Annotated in this window: 1 protein-coding gene and 1 rRNA gene; one reads left to right on the plus strand and one right to left on the minus strand. The window is 28.6% G+C overall.

Features of this window, described 5'->3' with window-relative positions:
- Positions 1 to 102, plus strand: a 5S ribosomal RNA gene (rrf, locus tag KPL37_RS19290); the annotation flags it as partial.
- A 332-nt stretch (positions 103 to 434) separates the two neighbouring features.
- On the opposite strand, the gene KPL37_RS19295 is transcribed toward rrf, so the two are convergent.
- Complete coding sequence (locus tag KPL37_RS19295) at positions 435 to 2027, minus strand: WD40/YVTN/BNR-like repeat-containing protein (protein WP_216151693.1); 1593 nt, start codon at positions 2025 to 2027, stop codon at positions 435 to 437.
- Positions 2028 to 2432: the final 405 nt, after the last annotated feature.

A 2432-nucleotide genomic window follows, 5' to 3' on the forward strand; every position in this document is an offset into this window, starting at 1 on the left:
CTGAAGGTAACACCCGTTCCCATACCGAACACGAAGGTTAAGCTTCAATGCGCCGATGGTACTGCAGGGGTAACCTTGTGGAAGAGTAGGTTGTCGCCAGGTTATAAAAAAACACTAAGTTTACTTAGTGTTTTTTTGCGTTAATATAAGAGATAAAAGCCTATTCATAATAAAGTAATATAAAGGTTTTAAGGGAAGTTCAGAATTTTGAACTTCCCTTAATTTATATATTTAGAATATTGTCCACTAAATATAAAATATTCAATCATTATGCAGTTATTTATGACGGACTTAATGAACATTCCGACATAAAGTATTTATTTAAAAAAATACTATTGTATTACTAAATTCTTAATAAAAAAATATTCATTATGAACAATTTTTTGTAATTGAACTTATCTAGAAGTCTGTTTCATTTAGCTTACGATTTATTCCTACTTAAATATCTTTGTAATAGGTTCCCATACGCCTTCAGAACTCATACAAAAGTACAGTTTTCCATCAGTATCTTCTTCTAAATCAAAAAGTTTTCCTTCACTATTAATATTTACTTTCTGAGTTTTACATGTATTAAATCTTCTATTTTCTATCAGTTTTACTAAGGTTCTATCTTCTAGTAGACAAAACATTTGATTATTAGACGTAATAAATATATTATTAATGCCACTAAATTTTTTAATCTCTTTCCATTTATATGTTTTCATATCTTGAATTTTTAAGCTATCAGATGAGTAAGCGATTAAATGTTGTTTATATAGTTTAAATCCCATAATATCACCTGACAAAGGAACCTTCATATCTATCCATTGCTTATTAGATTTTTTTAAAACTTTATTATTAGAGAGAGTGTATATATTTCCGTCTAAATCAAAATCAGTAAGTGAAACCTTGGATGAAGTATTCAACTTGTTCCACTTAATTCCCTTATCCAGTGATATATATAGTCCATCTTCAGCATCCACTAAAATCTTCTGTTGATTTGAATGTATATCGAAAATATAAGACTGGGATACTAAAACATTTTTCCACGTCTTTCCACTATCGTTGGTTGAAATTAATCCTTTAGGTGTAGTTGCATATATTAAGTTATCAGTAGAATATGAATTTGAAGAGAAAATTTTAAAAAATATATCCTTCATAGTGAGTACGTGCCAGTTTATGCCTTTATCTGTTGTTATACTAGCTGCAAGCGACATGTTTGTCTTATATGGATTAATAAAATATGAAACAATCATTGATTTATCATTTGCATAGTTTGGTGAAATAGATATAGTCTCCATCGATACTTGCTTTCCATTATTCAAATTAATTTTACTACCTTGCTTAAACAAGCCACCTCCCCTTGGAATCTTGTGTATTCCAGAAATCAGTTGTTTAGTTGTAGCATTAAACATGGTTCTTGTAAAATATCCTTCTTTATCTAAAGATACAACAGCAAGTACAACTATATTATCTTGCTTACTTAGTGTAAAATGATATCCAGCTGCCCAATTTTGTCCTGGAATAATTTCATAATAACTTTTACACTTTTCTATTGCCTCTTTACTGGTAAGCTTAATTTCTTCATTTTTTATATACCCATTATTGGTGATAGGTCCATTATTAGGGTGGTTGTTAACAATCTTTTTATCATGTATTGTTAATATCAACTGTTTTCCCGTTCCAGGAACGATAAACATAAAATTCCAGTACCGTCTATTTCCATCGTGTCCATCATCCATTACATTTAAGTCATCATTGTCAATACTAGTAATGAACATTAGCTCAGCCTTTGAATCCCACTTTTTAGATGTTGTAGAGGCAATTTTTAATGCTTCACTTAAACTTATTGTTCTATTTTCATTAACTGATTTAGTTATACATGGTGAAGCAGTTCTAATCACCAAAGTATTTTTTACTATATTTTGATTATTAACTTCTCTATTTACGGAAATTTTATTCTTAGCATAAACAGTATAATAAGGATTATTGGTACAGACTATTATAATAATTATAATAGTAACCATTTTACTTAATTTTCTTTTCATTAAATCACCTCAGCATGTATTTTGCTCAACTATTATAATATTATTTATATATTTTTGAGTTTTAAAATATTTTCAAGATAGTGCGCTAAAGTGGTAACTAGAGGCAATATTTTAGGTACATGAGGAAATTGTCAGAACTTTGTTGGAGCCTTTTGGCGATGATATTTTCAAAAAAATATGTGGTTATGATTTGAAAAAAATTGATAAGAAAAATGAATTTATGCTTGTAACCATGGGTATTAGAAAATAATTGATACACTTATTTAAATCAGAATAAGAATTAAACTTATATATAAGGGGCTGTCTCAAAATAGAAAGTAATTTCTATTACGAGATGGCTCTTTTTTTTTCTGCAAATACAAAAGTGGATTCCGAGGAATCCACTTTTGGTGTATAATTTAAGCA

The organism is Clostridium frigoris (assembly GCF_018861865.1).
GTDB classification, from domain to species: Bacteria; Bacillota; Clostridia; order Clostridiales; family Clostridiaceae; genus Clostridium_AD; species Clostridium_AD frigoris.